This window comes from Mesorhizobium sp. PL10 (assembly GCF_053714315.1).
Window position 1 is genome coordinate 135077 of sequence record NZ_JBSKBR010000014.1, and the last position, 14419, is coordinate 149495.

General features: G+C 62.4%; 15 protein-coding genes. 10 read left to right on the forward strand and 5 right to left on the reverse strand.

Annotated features, from left to right (window positions below):
• Positions 1–58 precede the first annotated feature (58 nt).
• Together ACWGTO_RS22425 and ACWGTO_RS22430 are read right to left on the reverse strand one after the other, a co-directional pair.
• A complete protein-coding gene (locus ACWGTO_RS22425) occupies positions 59–268 on the reverse strand; it encodes a DUF2061 domain-containing protein (RefSeq protein ID WP_454576982.1) in 210 nt (69 codons plus the stop codon).
• 153 nt (positions 269–421) lie between these two features.
• Complete coding sequence (locus ACWGTO_RS22430; RefSeq protein ID WP_454576983.1) at positions 422–2086, reverse strand: Na/Pi cotransporter family protein; 1665 nt, start codon at positions 2084–2086, stop codon at positions 422–424.
• A gap of 391 nt (positions 2087–2477) precedes the next feature.
• On the opposite strand from ACWGTO_RS22430, the gene ACWGTO_RS22435 reads away from it, so the two are divergent.
• From ACWGTO_RS22435 to rpoD, 3 genes are all read left to right on the forward strand, one after another.
• Positions 2478–2846, forward strand: a complete 369-nt coding sequence (locus tag ACWGTO_RS22435) for an RcnB family protein (RefSeq protein WP_454576984.1) — start codon at positions 2478–2480, stop codon at positions 2844–2846.
• 146 nt (positions 2847–2992) lie between these two features.
• Entirely contained in the window at positions 2993–4933 is a 1941-nt protein-coding gene (gene dnaG, locus ACWGTO_RS22440; RefSeq protein ID WP_454576985.1) for a DNA primase, read from the forward strand.
• A 419-nt stretch (positions 4934–5352) separates the two neighbouring features.
• Complete coding sequence (gene rpoD / locus ACWGTO_RS22445) at positions 5353–7377, forward strand: RNA polymerase sigma factor RpoD (protein WP_454576986.1); 2025 nt, start codon at positions 5353–5355, stop codon at positions 7375–7377.
• A gap of 75 nt (positions 7378–7452) precedes the next feature.
• Here the strand turns inward: rpoD and ACWGTO_RS22450 are convergent, their stop codons facing one another.
• A complete protein-coding gene (locus ACWGTO_RS22450; protein ID WP_454576987.1) occupies positions 7453–8508 on the reverse strand; it encodes a TauD/TfdA family dioxygenase in 1056 nt (351 codons plus the stop codon).
• Positions 8509–8823: 315 nt separating this feature from the next.
• Here ACWGTO_RS22450 and ACWGTO_RS22455 point away from each other — a divergent pair, with 315 nt between their 5' ends.
• The 5 genes from ACWGTO_RS22455 to ACWGTO_RS22475 all read left to right on the forward strand — a co-directional run bounded on the left by ACWGTO_RS22455 (position 8824) and on the right by ACWGTO_RS22475 (position 11542).
• Entirely contained in the window at positions 8824–9117 is a 294-nt protein-coding gene (locus ACWGTO_RS22455; RefSeq protein WP_454576988.1) for a GYD domain-containing protein, read from the forward strand.
• 92 nt (positions 9118–9209) lie between these two features.
• Positions 9210–9845 (forward strand): sulfotransferase family 2 domain-containing protein, encoded by a 636-nt coding sequence (locus ACWGTO_RS22460; RefSeq protein ID WP_454576989.1) that lies wholly within the window; start codon positions 9210–9212, stop codon positions 9843–9845.
• A 101-nt stretch (positions 9846–9946) separates the two neighbouring features.
• Positions 9947–10327 (forward strand): thiol-disulfide oxidoreductase DCC family protein, encoded by a 381-nt coding sequence (locus ACWGTO_RS22465; RefSeq protein ID WP_454576990.1) that lies wholly within the window; start codon positions 9947–9949, stop codon positions 10325–10327.
• Positions 10328–10473: 146 nt separating this feature from the next.
• Positions 10474–11148 carry a PadR family transcriptional regulator gene (locus ACWGTO_RS22470; protein ID WP_454576991.1) on the forward strand — a complete coding sequence of 225 codons (675 nt, stop codon included), beginning with the start codon at positions 10474–10476 and terminating at the stop codon, positions 11146–11148.
• Positions 11149–11257: 109 nt separating this feature from the next.
• Positions 11258–11542: an HlyU family transcriptional regulator gene (locus ACWGTO_RS22475; protein ID WP_454576992.1), complete on the forward strand. Its 285-nt coding sequence runs from the start codon at positions 11258–11260 to the stop codon at positions 11540–11542.
• 114 nt (positions 11543–11656) lie between these two features.
• Here the strand turns inward: ACWGTO_RS22475 and ACWGTO_RS22480 are convergent, their stop codons facing one another.
• Positions 11657–12298 (reverse strand): FMN-dependent NADH-azoreductase, encoded by a 642-nt coding sequence (locus tag ACWGTO_RS22480; protein WP_454576993.1) that lies wholly within the window; start codon positions 12296–12298, stop codon positions 11657–11659.
• Positions 12299–12407: 109 nt separating this feature from the next.
• On the opposite strand from ACWGTO_RS22480, the gene ACWGTO_RS22485 reads away from it, so the two are divergent.
• Complete coding sequence (locus ACWGTO_RS22485; RefSeq protein ID WP_454576994.1) at positions 12408–13364, forward strand: LysR family transcriptional regulator; 957 nt, start codon at positions 12408–12410, stop codon at positions 13362–13364.
• Here ACWGTO_RS22485 and ACWGTO_RS22490 read toward each other — a convergent pair.
• Positions 13297–13923 (reverse strand): helix-turn-helix domain-containing protein, encoded by a 627-nt coding sequence (locus ACWGTO_RS22490; RefSeq protein ID WP_454576995.1) that lies wholly within the window; start codon positions 13921–13923, stop codon positions 13297–13299. The genes ACWGTO_RS22485 and ACWGTO_RS22490 overlap by 68 nt on opposite strands.
• Positions 13924–13989: 66 nt before the next feature.
• Here ACWGTO_RS22490 and ACWGTO_RS22495 point away from each other — a divergent pair, with 66 nt between their 5' ends.
• The gene (locus ACWGTO_RS22495; protein WP_454576996.1) at positions 13990–14415 is read left to right on the forward strand and encodes a VOC family protein; all 426 of its coding nucleotides are present in this window, start codon (positions 13990–13992) and stop codon (positions 14413–14415) included.
• The last annotated feature ends 4 nt before the right edge of the window (positions 14416–14419 follow it).

Here is a 14419-nt window from a genome sequence, read left to right on the forward strand (position 1 = left end):
TGTCGACGCCGCTTTAGCTTTTCTTGAGCGGTCGATCCCGGCCAAGGCGACGGCAAGATCAGGTCGGGGTCTTTCTGCCGTAGGGGATTTTCAGCCACGCCCGCTCATGAAGATAATAGAGCAGTGACTTGGTGACCACCTCGGTAGCACCGATGGCCGCGGCAAGCTTGATGCTGCCGGTGATGACGAGCGAGATAATCATCGTATCGATGGTGCCGGTGGCGCGCCATGAAAGCGCCTTGGCGAAACTGCGCGAATGGGTGTCCATCGATTTCCCTCCCGGTGGCTCGACCGATGCTTAGCCGACCGATGCCTGGAGGCGCAAAGACTAATTTTGCCACCAAAGGACTGGCGTGGCGTAATTGGTGGAGATTGGCGCGGCGCTTCTCCCTTCTCCCACAAGAGGTGAAGGGAAGAACGCTCAACCCGCCTTCAACCTCGACCCACCCAGCAGGCCGCGCTCTTCCAGCACCGGGTAGGCCATCGACGCCAGCAGCGAGTTGATCTGCTTCAGGTCGCGGATGGTGTCGAGATGGATGGAGCTGGTCTCGACGCTCTTGGCCGTGCCGTCGCGCAGGCGCACGAAATGGCTGGCGCTGGTTTCCTTCTCGCGGTCGCGCAGCCGGTCTTTTTCCAATACCAGCTGGCGCGCCGCCTCGGGGTCGCGCGAAACCAGCACGTTGAAGGCGAGCCTGGCGTTAGCCAGCACCGAGGCATGGAAGGCGCAGAGCTCGCGCCATCCTTCGGGCGTGAACTCCAGCCCGCGCTCGAGCTTCTTCCTCACATGCGCCAGCATGTTGCGCACGATGATGTCGCCGACCTGCTCCAGCTTGACGCAGGCGCCGATCAATTCCTGGCAGCGCAGGGCCTCGTCCTCTGTGAGCGAATTTCTGGTGAGCTTGGCCAGATAGAGTTTTATTGCCGCGTGCTTCCGGTCGACACGGTCGTCGAGGGCGGCCAGCGCCTTGATCTTCTCCGCGTCGGCGCTTTCATAGAGCTCGATGATGCGCTTGAGCATGATCTCGACCGTTTCGCAGACCCGCACCACCTCGCGAGTGGCATTGGCCAGCGCCTGGCTCGGCACGTCCAGCGCGCTGTCGTTGAGCGCCGAAAGCTCGACCACGTCGAGTGCGGCGGCCGGCGCCGGCTTGGTGCCCATCGCCACGATCTTCTCCGAAGCGCGGTAGATGAGGCTGGCAAGCGGCAGCCCGGCCAGCAGGATGATGACGTTGAAAAGAATGTGGGCGTTGACGATCTGGTCGGGCACGGTGGCGCCGAGGAAGGCGACCGGCGGCTTCAGCGTCATGAAGGCGATCAGCATCACCAGCGAACCCATGCCGCGCATCAAAAGATTGCCGATCGGCACGACGCGCACGCCAGGCTCGGCGCTGCGGGTGAGTAGCGGTGCGATGATCGAGGAGCCGAGATTGACGCCGAGCACCAGCACGATGCCGAGTTCAGGCGGGATGAAGCCGCGGCCGGCGAGTGTCACCATCAACAGCACGGCGGCGATCGAGGAGTGGAACAGCCAGGTGACGAGCGCGGCGAGCAGATAGGCGGTGACGAAATCGCCGGAGAAATATTGGATGATCAGCGGCATCAGCGTGCTCTGGCGCAGCGGCTCCGACGCCTGGCCGATCATCTCCAGCGACAGCACCAAAAGGCCGATGCCGACCAGGATGCGGCCGAACTGGCGCCAGTCGCGTCGCTCGGTGGCCATGAACATGACTGTGCCGGCGACGAGGCAGATCGGCACCAGCAGCGTCAGATCGAAAGTCAACAGCTTGACCACCAGCGCCGAGCCGATCTCGGCGCCGCGCACCGCCAATTGACCCGACATGCCCGAGACGATGCCGGCGCCGGCGAAGGAGCCGACGAGAAGCGTGACGGCGGTCGAACTCTGCAGCGCAATCGACAGGCCGCAGCCGGTCAGCACCGCCATGATCGGATTGCGCATGGTGGAGCGCAGTCTGTGGCGCAGCACGTCGCCATAGGCGCGCTCGACGCCGGTCTTGACCATGCGGGTGGCAAACAGCATCAGCGCCACCGCGCCGGCCAGATGCAGCAAGACGACCGAGCCGCTCATTTCGAAACCTGCATGCGGGCAGGGACCGCGACGCAGAGGGCGTGGCGGTAATGGCAGGAAAGGAGGGCGCGAATCATCGTCATGACAGTCTTGAACAATAGCCGGAATATTTTAGCCGGATAATAAAATCTTGTCGATTTCAAGGGGCCGCCGCAGCGCGACGGGTCGTGTCGGAAAAGGGACGGATGCACAGATGACTGCACGGCGGATTCATGGCGATGCGGTGCATCCACCGCAGTTGCCGCACTTTTCGACGTCTGCCTTTGAGATAATGTTGAGATGTCGGGGCTAAGCTGAAGATTTCATTACATAATTGTAATGCTGGTGTTCAGTTTCAGTTCATCCATTGGCCGCTATTCCCTCTGATATCGACAACCAAGGAGCCCTTCCCATGAAACGCATTGTTCTTTCCGCCCTCGCTGTCTCCATGCTGGCAGCCAGCTCGCTCGCCGGGCAGGCAGCGCCGATGACTGCGCCTGCCGCGCCGCAGTCGAACTATACGCAGATCGACTGGCAGAAGCCCGGCAAGCATGTCGATGTGCGCAAGCACGTCGTGAAGAAGACGGTCATCGTCAAGCGCAGCCACTGGCGTAATGGTCAGAAGTACTCCAGCTGGAAGCTTCACCAGCCGATCCGCGACTATGGCCGTTACGGCCTGCATCGTCCCGGCCGCGGTCAGGAATGGATCCGCGTCGGCAACGACTATGTGCTGGTCAGCGTCCTTTCCGGCATCATCTTCGGCGCCATCGCCGCGCAGTAAGTCTGACCAGCACACTGCTGAAGCTTGAAAGGAGGCGGCCAGCAACGGCCGCCTTCCTTTTTGGCCTGTGGAAACCGGGTAAGGTCCGCAATAGGGGTCGTCGGATTTCGCGCACATGATTATATGAGGGACAAACGAGTTCCCCGATGCGCTTTCCGCCAGCCTTTCTCGACGAGATACGCGACCGTGTGCCGATTTCTTCGGTTATCGGCCTGCGCGTCGCGTGGGACAGAAAGAAGACCAACGCGTCGCGTGGCGATTACTGGGCATGCTGCCCGTTCCATGGCGAGAAGAGCCCGTCCTTCCACTGCGAGGACAAGAAGGGCCGCTACCACTGCTTCGGCTGTTCGGTGTCTGGCGATCATTTCAAGTTCCTGACCGAGCTCGACGGATTGAGCTTTCCGGAAGCGGTCGAGAAGATCGCCGACATGGCCGGCGTGCCGATGCCGGTGCGCGATGAACGGGAGGAGCAGCGCGAAAAAGAGCGCGCCAGCCTGACCGACGTCATGGAGATGGCAACCGCCTTCTTCCAGGAGCGGCTGCAAGGGCCGGAAGGAGCGAAAGCCCGCGCCTATCTCAGGGACCGCGGGCTGACGCCGGCGACGCAGCAATCGTTCCGGCTGGGTTTTGCGCCAGACAGCCGCAACGCGCTGAAGGAGCATCTTGCCGCCAAGGGCGTGCCGAAAGCCGACATCGAGGCCTGCGGGCTGGTGCGGCATGGCGACGACATCCCGGTCTCCTACGACTGGTTCCGCGACCGCATCACGTTCCCGATCCCGGATTCTCGCGGCAAGATCATTGCCTTCGGCGGCCGTGCGCTGGCGCCCGATGCTTTGGCCAAATACATGAACTCGCCCGACACCGAGCTCTTCCACAAGGGCAATGTGCTCTACAATTTTGCTCGCGCCCGCAAGGCGCTCGCCAAAGGAGGCACGGTGATTGCAGTCGAAGGCTATATGGACGTTATCGCGCTGGCGCAGGCGGGCTTTGAAAATGCCGTGGCGCCGCTTGGCACCGCGCTCACCGAAAACCAGCTCGAGCTTCTGTGGCGCATGGCGCCCGAGCCGGTGCTGTGCTTCGACGGCGACCAGGCCGGGCTGAAGGCAGCATGGCGCGCCGCGGATCTCGCACTGCCCTCGGTGCAGGGCGGGCGCACGGCGCGTTTTGCGCTGCTGCCGGAAGGCAAGGACCCCGACGATCTGGTCAAGGCAGAAGGGCCGGACGCGTTCCGCGCCGTGCTTGCCGAGGCACGGCCGCTGGACGAACTGTTGTGGATGCGCGAGACGGCGGGCGGTGTCTTCGATACGCCGGAGCGGCGGGCGGAATTGTCAAAAACGCTCAACGAACTCTCCAATCGCGTCCGGGACGAAAGCACGCGCTATCACTACCAGCAGGCGATGCGCGAGCGGGTGCAGAGCTTCTTCGGCGCCCAGCGCACTGTTCGGCAAGGTCGTCAGGACTGGAAACCGGGGCAGGGCAAGACGCCACCGCCGGGCGGGCAGTTCGCGAAAGGCGGAGGCATCGGCGCGCGCGCCGCGATCACCGAGAGCCTGGGGCGTTCGGCATTGGTCAAGCGCGGCAGCGAAGGGATGTCTGTGCGCGAGGCGACGATCATCGTGGCGCTGGTCAACCATCCGGCGCTGATCGACGAGAATTTCGCCCATGTCGAGTTCCTCGATCTCGCCAACACCGACCTGAAGCGGCTGCACGCCGCCATCCTCGACGCCATGGCGCATGACATGGCCAATGACCGCGACGCGGTGATCGCCACGATCGAGCGTGCCGGCTGCAGCGATATCTGGGGACGGGCGGTGATGCTGATCAAACGCGCCCGGCAATGGCCGGCGCTGGAAACCGCCGCCCTTGACGATGCCCGTGACGCCTTCAACCAGGCGCTGCACTTGCAGCGCAGCGCGCGCACCTTACATAAGGAGCTCAAGCAGGCGGAGGCAGCGCTCGCCAGCGATCCCACAGACGAAAACTACCGGCATCTCGTCGAGATTCAGGCGCAATTTCGTGATGTGCAGGCAACGGAAGCGCTGATCGAAGGGTTCGGCGTGTCCTCGGGCAAGGCTGGGCGCGTCTAGGTTGAAACCTGCGCAAGAGTGAAGTTGAAACGTGCTGCGCGTCGAATCGACGCCTCTAAGTCGGGTAATTGATTCGCTTTTTTGATGCGAATCATGCGAGAGGCGCTTGACCTTCTGGCAGAATGACGGAATCAGGACGATTCGAAACCTTAACCCGTGCCGGCGTCGATGGGAAATGCAGCGATGTGAGGTGCTGATCACTGGACAGGTTGTTAGCCTGCCACAGATATCAGGGTTAATCTGGACTTAATGCATGTCGCCCAAAAGTGAAAACCCGGTTTTGGGGCACGATATGAACCAAACAAAAGAGTTGATGCGGTTACCGGCCGGTGAAGCGCGTTTCGTCACGAGCGCATAATTTGACCGGTGCGGCAGCTTACGCGGCTTCGATGTTCGGCCGCTAGGAGAAGATAAAGACTATGGCGACAAAGGAAAAGGAAGAGGTCGAGACCGAACGCGAAGGCGCCACCGATGGCCCCCTGCTCGACCTTTCCGATGATGCTGTCAAGAAGATGATCAAGGCCGCCAAGAAGCGCGGCTATGTGACCCTTGACGAGTTGAATGCGGTGCTGCCGTCGGAAGAGACCGATCCGGATCGCATCGAAGACATCAATGCGATGCTGTCCGACATGGGCATCAACGTGGTCGAGGATGACGATCAGGGCGAGGAGCCCGAGGCCGCCGACAGCAATGCCGATGCCGAGGAAGACGCCAACGAACTGGCCGAGCAGACCGGCACCGCCGTCGCCGCCACGACCACCAAGAAAGAGCCGACCGACCGCACCGATGATCCGGTGCGCATGTATCTGCGTGAGATGGGCTCGGTCGAGCTCTTGTCGCGCGAGGGTGAAATCGCGATCGCCAAGCGCATCGAGGCCGGCCGCGAGACGATGATCGCGGGCCTGTGCGAAAGCCCGCTGACCTTCCAGGCCATCATCATCTGGCGTGACGAGCTCAACGAATCCAAGATCCTGCTGCGCGAGATCATCGACCTCGAAGCCACCTATGCCGGCCCCGAAGCCAAGCAGGCGCCGGTGGTCGAGCGCATCGAGGAAACCCCAAAGCCCGAGGACAAGCCGCGGCGTGGACGGGACGAGGAAGACGACATCACCAATGTCGGCGCCGACACGCGCGGGCTGACGGATGACGACGAGGAAGACGAGGACGAGGCGAGCCTGTCGCTTGCGGCGATGGAAGCGGAACTCCGTCCGCAGGTGATGGAGACGCTCGACGTCATCGCCGACACTTACAAGAAGCTCCGGAAGCTGCAGGACCAGCAGGTCGAGAACCGCCTGGCTGCCGCCGGCACGCTGTCGCCCAGCCAGGACCGCCGCCTGAAGGAGCTGAAAGACCAGCTGATCAAGGCGGTGAAGTCGCTGTCGCTCAACACTGCGCGCATCGAGGCGTTGGTCGAGCAGCTCTACGACATCAACAAGCGGCTGGTGCAGAACGAAGGCAAGCTCTTGCGTCTGGCCGAAAGCTATGGCGTGCGCCGCGAGGAGTTCCTCAAGGAATATCAGGGTTCCGAGCTCGATCCGAACTGGACGCGCTCGATCGGCAACCTGACCTCGCGCGGCTGGAAGGAATTCACCAAGAACGAGAAGGACGCGATCAAGGATCTGCGTTCGGAGATTCAGAACCTCGCCACCGAGACGGCGATCTCGATCCTGGAATTCCGCAAGATCGTCAACCAGGTGCAGAAGGGCGAGCGCGAAGCCGCAATCGCCAAGAAGGAAATGGTCGAGGCCAATCTGCGCCTCGTCATCTCCATTGCCAAGAAATACACCAATCGCGGCCTGCAGTTCCTCGACCTGATCCAGGAAGGCAATATCGGCCTGATGAAGGCGGTCGACAAATTCGAATACCGCCGCGGTTACAAGTTCTCGACCTACGCGACATGGTGGATCCGGCAGGCGATCACACGTTCGATCGCCGACCAGGCGCGCACGATCCGCATCCCGGTGCACATGATCGAGACGATCAACAAGATCGTGCGCACGTCGCGCCAGATGCTGCACGAGATCGGCCGCGAGCCGACGCCGGAGGAACTGGCCGAAAAGCTCGCAATGCCGCTCGAAAAAGTGCGCAAGGTCTTGAAGATCGCCAAGGAGCCGATCTCGCTCGAAACTCCGGTCGGTGACGAGGAGGATTCGCATCTCGGCGATTTCATCGAGGACAAGATGGCGATCCTGCCGATCGACGCGGCGATCCAGGCCAATCTGCGCGAGACGACCACGCGCGTGCTCGCCTCGCTGACGCCGCGCGAGGAGCGCGTGCTCAGAATGCGCTTCGGCATCGGCATGAACACCGACCACACGCTGGAAGAAGTCGGCCAGCAGTTCTCGGTCACCCGCGAGCGTATCCGCCAGATCGAAGCCAAGGCGCTGCGCAAGCTCAAGCACCCGAGCAGGTCGCGCAAGCTGCGGAGCTTCCTCGACAGCTGACACTCGCCGATTGCAAAGAAATTAAGGGCGCCCATCGAGGCGCCCTTTTCGTCTCAAGTGGTTCAGCGAATTGCTCTACAGCGGCACGTTCAGCCGCGTTCCCTTGACGATTATGCCGCCCCGGTCACCAATTTCTATCGAGCCATAACGCTGCCTGAAGCACTCGGGTAGCGGACGGTCGCCGGGAACAGACAGCCACAGGCGCAGCATATGGCGCCGCTTGTCCGGATCCGGCCAGTCCCGAAAACCCATGCGGTCGTGAAGCAGCGAATGATTGTAGACAAACTGCATGTCGCCGGGCCGCAGCCGCATCGACAGGTTCAGTTTCGGGTCATTGGCAAGGCTGTCGAAGAGATCCAGCGCTTCGATATGTGCCGCGCTCAGCCGCATGGCATCCGGGAAACGCTGTGCGCTGTCGATGTACTGCCGTTGATAAATGCCGGTCAGCAATCCCGCGTGCCAGTTGAGGACCGGGATTTCGAAGTAGGGCTTTTCGCCTTCCGGCACCTCGCCGCGTCGGTCGGTGGCAATCGGATCAAACAGCAGGCGGACCAGGTCGGGCCGTCTTTTGCGCATCTCGTTGTAGATCGTCACCGTGCTGACCAGCAGGGACTCGCCGCCTTGCATGGCATCCCTTAGGCAGAGCAGACCGACGACGTCGGCGGAGTCGGTGTGAAATGTCTGGCGCTCCGCCGTCTGGTAGATGCGCGTCGTGGCGTCCCTGGCGTCGGCGCCTGTGTCGCGGACGTGGCCAAGTATATGGCCCTGAGCATTCTGCGACCGCGCGCTGCCAAGATGCGCTCCAATCCCGCAGAAGATCGTTGCCGCCATTTGCGCGGAATATGTCTCGGCCGGGAGGCCGCGAAGCACCTCGAACCCAATGCCTGCGATGAGTTTTTCGCGCAGGGCAGCGAGATGGCCGGCAAGCCGGGGCAAGGGGAAATCGGCCTTGCTCAGGTTGCCGATATCTTGCGAGCGGGCGAGAAAGCCGGTTGCCGCCAATTCCAGTTCCGCTACATCCTGCTCGTCCAATTCGACCAGCCAATTTTCAGGATGCTTCGCCATTTCCTCGCCTGTCCATGCGGCAGGAATTTCGATCCGTCCCGGCGGCAGGCCGATGCTCTCGCGCATGAAACTCTCCAGCCGCTGGATCGGCGGGGATTTCCGCCAGGTCGATGGCCACGAACGGAGATTGCCGTAGTCAGGCGGATTTTTGAACCGGCTTTCCCTGGTCAGCGCCGACAGTTTGCGGTCGTCGCCAGGCCGCTGCCTTGGCGCCTGGAGGAATTGCCTTCACGGATCAAAGGAGCTGGCGCGGCGGTCCTTGCACGAAGCTCGCTGCGGGCGGATACTTCGCCGTCGGATGCGTGTTCTGGGTGACAAACCGGATGTTCGCCCCGGCTGAGATCCTCAGCCGTGCTCCGTGGCGCCGGAGGGAGGTGTGCGATGACAACCTACATCCTGCTGATGAACTGGACCGAACAGGGCGCCAGGAATGTGCGCGATTCGCCGAAGCGGCTCGATGCCGCCAAGAAGCAACTGGCCGACATGGGCGGATCGTTCAAGGCGTTCTATCTCACCATGGGCGAATGCGACATGGTGGCCGTGGTCGAGGCTCCCGACGATGCGGTGCTTGCGCGTTTTGCGCTGATGCTGGGGGCGGGTGGCAGCGTCAAGACGCGAACGCTCAAGGCTTTCCCCGAATTTGCCTACCGCGAGATCGTCACCTCGCTTGGATAGGTGGGCTGCCTGAGATAACGCGGCGGCGGCATTTCCTTGCGGTCAATACCAGTGCCGCTTGACGGCGCCTGACCTGCCGATATTGAGGAGAAATGCTCCTCTCGCTCGAGAAGAACTTCATTTTCATCCACATCCCGAAAACGGCCGGGACCTCGATCACTCGTGCCTTGCGGCCATGGTGCCTGAAGCCGAAGCCGACGCAATGGCGGCGCCTGCTGTCGCGTCTGCCGGTTCCCGAAGCGCCGGACAAGGCCAATTTCAAGCAGCATGACAAAGCCGACTGGCTGCGGCGCAAATTGCCGCCCCAGCTCTATGACGGCGCCTACAAATTCGCCGTGGTGCGCAACCCTTTCGAGCTGGTCGTTTCCAACTACCAGCATTTGCGCCGGAAAACCTCGCGGCGCCGGCATCGCCAGGCGCAGCGCTGGGACTTCAAGGCGTTCCTGCGCTACCTCGAACGCAAGAACCGGCTGGCGCGGGTGGACCAGACAAGCTGGATTTCGGACAAGGATGGAAAGCTTATCATCGACGAGGTGCTGCGGTTCGAGAGGCTGGCCGATCAGTTCAATATCCTGGCCGGACGACTCGGGCTTCCCGCCGAAGTGACGCTTCCCCGAAAGAACGTCAGTGGCCCGGTCGACTATCGTGCCGTCTACGACGAGGAGGCGAAAGCCATCGTCCGGCGGCTCTATGTCAGAGATTTCGAGCGCTTCGGCTACGAGTTCTGATTTCAGGCGCGGGGTCTCAAAGCGCGGCGCTTCGCCATGTTGCGGGTCGACGGCATTGCGAGGATAGTCGGTTCCGTCCCTCGGGTCGTGGTTTGAAATCCATGTCCAAGCCCCTGCTGACCGTCTGGTACAACACACGCTGTCCCGTCTGCGATGGCGGCGTCACCAGGCAGAAACGGCGGCTGATCGAAGCGATCAAGGCCGGGCGGATCGAATTCCGCGACATCAACCTCGAACCGGCGGCTCTGGCCGGCTACGGCGCTTCGCTGGAGGATATCCGTCGCCGGCTGCATGCCACCGATGCCGACGGTAAGCTCATGGTCGGCGCCGATGTCGCGGTTGCCGTCTGGAGGGTGGCGCCGGGCGAGGGTTGGCTGGCAACGCTGTTCGGCAATCCGGTCGCGCTGCCGCTGACGCGCTTCGCCTATGATCGCTTCGCCGACCTTCTCTATGCCTGGAACCGGCGCAACGGCCGCTGGTAGCCGGAAAACACCCCGGACATCTCCGAACCTGAGCCGGTGACCCGTCGCTGGCGCCGCCTTCAGATACATCGTAAGATATATCTTGACTCCTCGGCGATGTTCGCCTACATAAGATGTATCGTAAGATATAACGCAAGGAGCAAACAATGCACAGACATCATCCGTTTGGCGAGCGCGCCGAGCGCGCATTCCTGCATATGGCCGGCAAATTTGGTGGCAGAGGGGGCGGCGGCTTCGGGCCGTTTGGACATGGTGGACGTGGCGGTGGACGCGGCGGGCAGGGCGACATGTTTCGCGCCGGACGCATGCTGGCCGACGGCGATCTCAAGCTGATCACGCTGTCGCTGCTGGCCGAGGCGCCGCGCCACGGCTACGACATCATCAAGGCGCTGGAAGAGCGCACCAGCGGCATCTACAGCCCGAGCCCGGGCGTGGTCTATCCGACGCTGACCTTCCTGGAAGAGGCCGGTTATGCCGCTTCTGCGGCCGACGGCAACAAGAAGGTGTTTTCGATCACCGAGGCGGGCCATGCGCATCTCGACGAAAACCGCGAAATGATCGACGGTGTGCTCGAGCATCTCGAGCGCTTCGGTCGCAAGATGGCCAAGGCGCGCGAGTGGTTTGGCTGGAACGACAGCGAGGAGGGCGGACGGCGTGGCCGCGGCGGCCGTTCGGAAGCCCGCGACGAGTTCCGCGCCGTGCGCCACCGGCTGCGCGCTGCCCTTGGCGAAATCGTCGACGCACCGGCCGGAAAGCAGGCCGAAGCGATCGCCATACTGGAAGGGGCCGCCGAAGCCCTCGAAGCGCTGTCGCGCGGCTGACCTCTGGCGCGACCGGTATACGACCCTTGCCCGTTCGACAGAGGAACGGTACTGAAAATCATCCTGCACGTTCTATCGGTGCGGGATGATTGCCGTTGGAGGGTTCCCCATGTCTTTTCTGAAACGTCTTTTCGGCGGCGGCGGCGGCGAGCCTAAAAGCGCCGCCCCGGCAAAGCAGATCGAGCACAAGGGATTTCTGATCAGCGCCACGCCCTACAAGGCGGACGGCCAGTATCAGACCTGCGGCGTGGTTTCGAAGGAAGTCGGCGGTGTGATGAAGGAGCACCGCTTCATCCGCGCCGACCGTTTTGCCGGGCTCGATGACGCCGTCGACATCTCGATCAAGAAGGGCATGCAACTGGTGGACGAACAGGGCGAGAAGATTTTCGGATGAAGCGGTTCAGGGACCGAATCTGCAGACCGCACTAACTCTCTGTTTCTACGAAAATAAAAAGGCAGGCGCCAAGGCGCCTGCCTTTTTCATGTCGGGTGTACGGGGCCGACGTTTTTACGCCGCCACTGCGGTCTGCCCATTGGCTGTCGCAGCCACCACGGCGTCGACCTTGGCTGTCGCCTTGGCAAGTGCTGCCGTCACAGCATCGGCGCCCATGCCGACGCCTTCGATGCGGATGACTTCGACATCGGTCATGCCGAGGAAGCCGAGCACCGAGCGCAGATAAGGGACGGCGTGGTCCATCTGGACGGCCGCGCCCTCCGAATAGATGCCGCCCGAGGCGAGCACGATGTAGACCTTCTTGCCGGTGACGAGGCCCTTCGGGCCGCCCTCACCATAGGAAAAGCTCCTGCCGGAGCGGGCGATGTGGTCGACCCACGACTTCAGTGTCGAGGAGATGTTGAAGTTGATGAAGCCGGTGGCCAGGATAACGGTGTCGGCGGCAAACAGTTCGTCGAGCACGACATCGGAAACGCCCACGACTTCGGCCTGGTGCGCGGTGCGGGCTTCAGCCGGGGTGTAGATGCCGGTCGCATAATCGGGGTCGATGTGCGGCAGCGGGTTGGCGACGAGGTCGCGCACGACAAGCTCGGCCGAGGGGTTGGCGGCGACAAGCTTTTGCGCGAATTCGGTGGCGATTCGGGTCGAGTGCGAAGCGGAGCCACGCGGGCTCGAGGTTACAAGAAGGATGGACATAGCGGTTCTCTCCAGTGGGAATTGAATTGTCCCGCTTGATATGGGCCTATCGATCCATTCAAAAAACTGGTATATTTTCTATATGATCCATCCATAAAGTAGATATGCCATGCAACCCAATCCGACCCTTGACCAATTGCAGATCCTGGTAGCGGTGGCCGACACCGGCAGTTTCTCGGCCGCCGGCCGCAAGCTCAACCGCGCGCAATCCGTCATCAGCTATGGCATCGCCAATCTCGAGGCGCAGCTTGGGCTGAAGCTGTTCGAGCGCGAGGGCACACGCGAACCGCAACTGACCGAGATCGGCAGGGCGATGCTGGAAGATGCGCGGCGCATGGTCGGCGTGCTGCAGCGCATCCGCTCGCGTGCCGACGGCCACCATCAGGGATTGGAGGCGGAAGTCGCCCTGTCGGTCGACGCGACGCTGCCTTCGCCGGTGCTGGTTCGTGTACTGAAGGCATTCGAGGCGCAGTTTCCAACCGTGATGCTGCGCCTGCACATCGGTTCGCTCGGCCTGATCCCCGATCATGTCGTCAGCGGACAATCCGATCTTGGCATTGGCGGCCTGCTGGGAGAGGTCGACGTGCATCTCGTGCGTATCGGCTTCATGTCGATCGTGCTGGCTGCCGCACCCAGCCATCCGCTGGCCGGGCTGCCGAAACCGGTGGCGCTCGAAGATGCGCGCGAACACACCCAGCTTGTCGTCACCGACCAGTCCGAACGCACCAAAGGGCGCGACTTCGGCGTCTTCGCCTACCGCACCTGGCGGCTGACGGATGTGCGCACCAAGCATATTCTGATGCGCGAGGGCCTGGGTTGGGGCGGGCTGCCGCGCTGGCTTATCGCCGACGATCTGGCCAGCGGCCGGCTGGTGGAACTCGACCTCGAACCCTACAGCGAGGTGCGCTCATCGCTCTATGCCATGCATCGCGTCGACCGCAGCCCGAAGCCTGCGGCGGCCTGGTTGATCGACCAGTTCAAACGCCAGCTCGGCCGCTTCAACGAGTTCGAGCCGGGCGAGGTGCCAGAAGAGGATCGGGAGACAATCCGGCAATCAGCGCCATGAGGACGGCACGGTAATCCTCGGCCGAGGCGCCCGCTTCGACGGCGAGCGCTGCCCGATCAAAAGCGGCGGCGAGCAAAGCGGTCAGCGCGTCGGTCGGCAGTTTGGTCATCGACTGCTCGCGCATCGCCGCGACCAGGCCTTCGCGCAACGAACGGTTACCATGGCGGTTGTCGATGGCATCCATGGCGGCGCGGCCGAGAACGGCCGGCCCGTCGAGCAGCAACAGCCGGGTGCGGCCGGGGAGGCGCATGGCGGCGAGATAGGCGTCCGATCCGGCAATCAGTGCGTCGCGGGCAAACAGCGATGGCGGCGAGGCACGATCGATCTCAGCCGCGACAGCTTCTGCCTCCTGCTCGACCACGGCGGCAAACAGCGCCTGCTTGTCGGCAAAATGATGGTAGAGCGCGCCGCGGGTGACGCCGGCGGCGGCGACAATCTCCGGCGTGCCGGTCTCGGCGTAGGATTTTTCAATGAACAGTTTGCGCGCGGCGGCGATCAGGTCGGCGCGCGTCGCTTCGGTGCGATCGCGGTTGGAGCGGCGAGCGATTTCTCGTTGCATACATGCAGCCTGTATGTTATTGCAATTTACATGCAGACTGTATGTTAGTTGACGGGAGAAAGAAAGATGAAGACGACGAGCTATTATCCGGTCTTGATGACCGGCGACGTGGCCGGGACGAAAACCTTCTATATCAAGCACTTGCGTTTCAGGCCGCTGTTTGAGAGCGACTGGTATGTGCATCTGCAGTCGACCGAGGACCGGCGCGTCAATCTCGGCATCGTCCAGGGCGACCATGAGACGATCCCGGAAGAGGGGCGGGGACGTACATCAGGGCTGCTGATCAATTTCGAGGTCCGCGACCCCGATGCGGTCTACGAACGGCTCCTTGCGGCAGGGCTGCCGATCCTGCGCTCGCTGTGCGACGAACCCTTCGGCCAGCGCCATTTCATTACCAGGGATCCCAATGGCGTGCTGATCGACGTGATCAAGCCAATCCCGCCCAGCCCGGAGTTTCAGGCGCAATTCGCTGAGGGTGCCCCCGGCGCCTGAACTA

Coding starts and splice junctions, on each gene's coding strand:
- ACWGTO_RS22425 (WP_454576982.1), bottom strand. CDS start 268: ATGGACACCCATTCGCGCAGTTTCGCCAAGGCGCTTTCATGGCGCGCC.
- ACWGTO_RS22430 (WP_454576983.1), bottom strand. CDS start 2,086: ATGAGCGGCTCGGTCGTCTTGCTGCATCTGGCCGGCGCGGTGGCGCTG.
- ACWGTO_RS22435 (WP_454576984.1), top strand. CDS start 2,478: ATGAAACGCATTGTTCTTTCCGCCCTCGCTGTCTCCATGCTGGCAGCC.
- dnaG (WP_454576985.1), top strand. CDS start 2,993: ATGCGCTTTCCGCCAGCCTTTCTCGACGAGATACGCGACCGTGTGCCG.
- rpoD (WP_454576986.1), top strand. CDS start 5,353: ATGGCGACAAAGGAAAAGGAAGAGGTCGAGACCGAACGCGAAGGCGCC.
- ACWGTO_RS22450 (WP_454576987.1), bottom strand. CDS start 8,508: ATGCGCGAGAGCATCGGCCTGCCGCCGGGACGGATCGAAATTCCTGCC.
- ACWGTO_RS22455 (WP_454576988.1), top strand. CDS start 8,824: ATGACAACCTACATCCTGCTGATGAACTGGACCGAACAGGGCGCCAGG.
- ACWGTO_RS22460 (WP_454576989.1), top strand. CDS start 9,210: ATGCTCCTCTCGCTCGAGAAGAACTTCATTTTCATCCACATCCCGAAA.
- ACWGTO_RS22465 (WP_454576990.1), top strand. CDS start 9,947: ATGTCCAAGCCCCTGCTGACCGTCTGGTACAACACACGCTGTCCCGTC.
- ACWGTO_RS22470 (WP_454576991.1), top strand. CDS start 10,474: ATGCACAGACATCATCCGTTTGGCGAGCGCGCCGAGCGCGCATTCCTG.
- ACWGTO_RS22475 (WP_454576992.1), top strand. CDS start 11,258: ATGTCTTTTCTGAAACGTCTTTTCGGCGGCGGCGGCGGCGAGCCTAAA.
- ACWGTO_RS22480 (WP_454576993.1), bottom strand. CDS start 12,298: ATGTCCATCCTTCTTGTAACCTCGAGCCCGCGTGGCTCCGCTTCGCAC.
- ACWGTO_RS22485 (WP_454576994.1), top strand. CDS start 12,408: ATGCAACCCAATCCGACCCTTGACCAATTGCAGATCCTGGTAGCGGTG.
- ACWGTO_RS22490 (WP_454576995.1), bottom strand. CDS start 13,923: ATGCAACGAGAAATCGCTCGCCGCTCCAACCGCGATCGCACCGAAGCG.
- ACWGTO_RS22495 (WP_454576996.1), top strand. CDS start 13,990: ATGAAGACGACGAGCTATTATCCGGTCTTGATGACCGGCGACGTGGCC.